Annotated in this window: 5 protein-coding genes; all 5 read right to left on the bottom strand. The window is 65.3% G+C overall.

Features of this window, described 5'->3' with window-relative positions:
* Positions 1-46: 46 nt before the first annotated feature.
* The gene (locus tag Q0X61_RS13115; protein ID WP_297743323.1) at positions 47-1150 is read right to left on the bottom strand and encodes an FUSC family protein; all 1104 of its coding nucleotides are present in this window, start codon (positions 1148-1150) and stop codon (positions 47-49) included.
* A 63-nt stretch (positions 1151-1213) separates the two neighbouring features.
* Positions 1214-1750, bottom strand: coding sequence for a nucleosidase (locus Q0X61_RS13110; protein ID WP_297743321.1), 537 nt, complete (start codon positions 1748-1750; stop codon positions 1214-1216).
* 123 nt (positions 1751-1873) lie between these two features.
* Positions 1874-2119: a hypothetical protein gene (locus tag Q0X61_RS13105; protein WP_297743319.1), complete on the bottom strand. Its 246-nt coding sequence runs from the start codon at positions 2117-2119 to the stop codon at positions 1874-1876.
* Entirely contained in the window at positions 2103-2414 is a 312-nt protein-coding gene (locus Q0X61_RS13100; RefSeq protein ID WP_297743318.1) for a metalloregulator ArsR/SmtB family transcription factor, read from the bottom strand. The genes Q0X61_RS13105 and Q0X61_RS13100 overlap by 17 nt, the downstream gene beginning before the upstream one ends.
* Before the next feature lie 62 nt (positions 2415-2476).
* On the bottom strand, positions 2477-2970 hold a 494-nt coding region (locus Q0X61_RS13095), incomplete at its 5' end, for a YetF domain-containing protein (RefSeq protein WP_297743316.1).

Raw genomic sequence — 2970 nt, 5'->3', positions numbered from 1 at the left:
TTTCCCCCTCAAATGGGGCAAAAATGCCGCGTGTGGAGGATAACGGTCACTTTCTGGTGAGTCCCGGCAGTTGCAGTAGCAGGCGATCCTCGCGCGTGAGGTTGCGCACCTGCCGCACGATGCGGGGCTGGTGCTCCGACGGGTACCCCCACGCCACCACGCCCAGCGCGACGACTGCGCCGATCGCGGTCTCTACCGCTCGAGCGACGAGCATCTCCTCGACGGGGTATGACGACGCGAGATGGGTCATCATCAACGCCATGGGTGTGATGAATAGCATGCCCATGCTGTAGTTGCGGGTGACGTACATCTCGCCCAGGAACTGCAGCACGATGATCCACACAATGAGCTGCCACGGCTCAGTCGGAAACGAGAGCAGAAATGCCGCGATGAGGATGCCGCCCAGCGTGCCGACGATACGGTGCACTGCGCGCATGAATCGGATGCGCCGGTACGGTGAAATGAGCGGCGCCACCGATGCCACCATCGCCCAGTAGGGGTGCGACAGCACGGGCAGCGCGTCGATGGATAGGATGCCGATGGTGCCTGCCAGGAACGGTGCGACGAAGAATCGCACGCCGTGCCCGAGGAGGTGGCTCGGCTTGTAGTGCCTTGTCACCATGGGTGCGGAGTCGGGGAGCGACCCCTCACCGATGAGGTGCGCGAAGGCACCGAAGACGACAGAGACGCCGGCGGAGAGGAACGCCACGAGCATCGCCAGCAGCGGTGGGGCGCCGTCGTGTACACCGCCGACGGCAGCCGTCGCGAAGATGAAGAACACGGATCCGGCAGGGCGAAGGTTGAACCAGGCGGCGATCATGGCCGTCACGGCCGAGACGACGGAGCTCACGAGCATGATCGTCCACGAGTTGACCTGGAGGGAGCCCATCGTGGCGCCGATACCGATACAGACGGTGATCATGGCGCCCGCGAACGACTGGCGCAGGAACCGGGAACGACGAGATTCGTGGCGGGCGTAGATGCCGGTGAATGAGCCGAACGTGGCGTAAATCGCTAAGTCAAGGCGGCCCAGGAGAAGCAAGGTGAGGAGGGGTAGCGCCACACCGACGGCGATACGGAACGCTGGGATGTGGTCGCGGCGCGACGGCGCCATCGTGAAGAACTCTTGTACCTTGCTCATCAAACGCATCACCCGCCGGTGAAGTGTACCCGTCGGTGATCTGGCCCAACGAATTTTGAATCAACGGCAGAGCTACGACGCGACCTCAGCGTACGCGTCCGCGAGCGCCCGGGCGGAGCGGTCGACGACGTCCTTCCAGGCCACGGCAGCCTCGTCGGCGGCATCAGAGACGTGCTTGATCATGAGCAGCTCGACGCCCAACGCGCGGCACGCGTGGGCGATGGCGAAGCCCTCCATGTCCACGATCTGGCATCGACGCAGCAGCTGGTCGCGAGCGGGGCCGCCCGCGACGAACGAGTCGCCGGAGCCGAGCACGGGGCCGTCACTACCCAGCTCGATGCGGTCGTCGATGCGCAGCCCGACGGCGCGCATCTCGTCGGTATTGATGTCGCGATTAATCACGGCCGACGGGCGACAGATGCCGCTAATCGACGGGTCGAGGGCGCCCACTGAACCCAGGTTCACGACCCGCGACGGTCGATGCTCGAGGAGGGCGCGGGTCGTCGCAACCGCTGCGGGGACCATGCCAATGCCGATGAGTTCGACGTGGACACTGCTCGGCAGGTGCGCCGCCTCTTGCGGTGCTGCGATGAGGACGAGGTCAGTCATGGCCGTTACTTTGCCAGACGCATCTTGTCGCGAGCGCCCAGGGGAGCGGGGCGCTACATCAAACGACACCGCGCGGCGCCCTCCTTGTGCATGGCAGGGAGAGCGCCGCGCGGGCGGGCAAGCTCAGGCTGCGTGGTTGCAGTTGCTGCAGGTGCACTCGTCGCACTTGCAGTCGGCGCAGGTGGTGCAGGTGCAGTTCGTGCAGCCGCAGGTGTTGCATTCGTCGTAGTGCCCATCGTGTTCGCGGTGCGCGTGGCCGTCGTGAATGTAGTCGACGTGGCCATCGTGCTCGCGGGTGGGGTGGCCGCAGTCGGCGGCGTGGCGGTGGGTGTGGTCGTCGTGGGTGCGGTGCTCAGTGGTCGCAGTCATTGTTGTGCTCCTTCATGTGGTGGTGGGCGTCGAGGAAGATGTGAGCCACGTGCTCGTCGATGAGCCGGTACACCGTCCGTCGGCCATCCTTCGTCCCTTCCACCAGGTGGGCATCCCGGAGGGTGCGGAGGTGGTGGGAAGCGAGCGGCTGAGAGACGTCCAGCAGCTCGGTGAGCTCTGTGACGTCGGCGGGGCCTTGGGTGAGTCGATGAACGATGGTGGCTCGAGCGGGGTGGGCCAAGGCACGAAACAGCGTGATCACGCCGTCCGTGTCATGGAATACCCCGTTGCTCATAAGCAGTATTTTATATAAAGGATTGTTTGTGTCAAGCGGTGGGGGGTGTGCCGACGGTGCACCTAGCGCAGGATTTTCTCGGCGCCGCGCACGTTGGTGAGCAGGCGTGAGTCGAGCTCGACGCCGTGACGCAGGATGGTGATGGAGCCGTCGGTTTCTAAAATGAGTGCGCGCACGTGTCCCAGGTTGGTGATGCCGGATTGGCGCAGGCGCGCCCACAGCGTGCGCTTGTTGACGTGGTAGCGGCGGATGGCGCGCTCGTCGAGTTCCTGGTTGGCGTAGATGACGATGGCCTGGCGGTGTCCGAACAGCCCGGCGCGGCGGCCGGCCCCGAAGAAGGACTCGAGGATGACGAGCATGGCGAGCGCGATCAGCCCGGCGAGCACCGTGACGTTGGGGCCGAGCATCGAGCGGCCCACCACCGCGCCCAGTACGAGCACCACCGCGAGCCCGGTGCCGGTGCGGTTCGCGTACAACCGCTGCCCCCACACTCGCAGCACGGCGGTGAACGTGAGGTACATCACCGTCGCGGAAATGATGACGCCGAGCGCCTGCG

It is taken from the genome of uncultured Tessaracoccus sp., from assembly GCF_947255005.1.
GTDB lineage: Bacteria > Actinomycetota > Actinomycetes > Propionibacteriales > Propionibacteriaceae > Arachnia.
Note: the sequence above shows the minus strand (reverse complement) of the source record. Positions and strands in the feature narration are given on the sequence as shown.

Bases quoted from the DNA above. Each gene is read 5' to 3' on its own strand.
- Q0X61_RS13115 (WP_297743323.1), bottom strand. From the start codon at position 1,150: ATGCGTTTGATGAGCAAGGTACAAGAGTTCTTCACGATGGCGCCGTCG.
- Q0X61_RS13110 (WP_297743321.1), bottom strand. From the start codon at position 1,750: ATGACTGACCTCGTCCTCATCGCAGCACCGCAAGAGGCGGCGCACCTG.
- Q0X61_RS13105 (WP_297743319.1), bottom strand. From the start codon at position 2,119: ATGACTGCGACCACTGAGCACCGCACCCACGACGACCACACCCACCGC.
- Q0X61_RS13100 (WP_297743318.1), bottom strand. From the start codon at position 2,414: ATGAGCAACGGGGTATTCCATGACACGGACGGCGTGATCACGCTGTTT.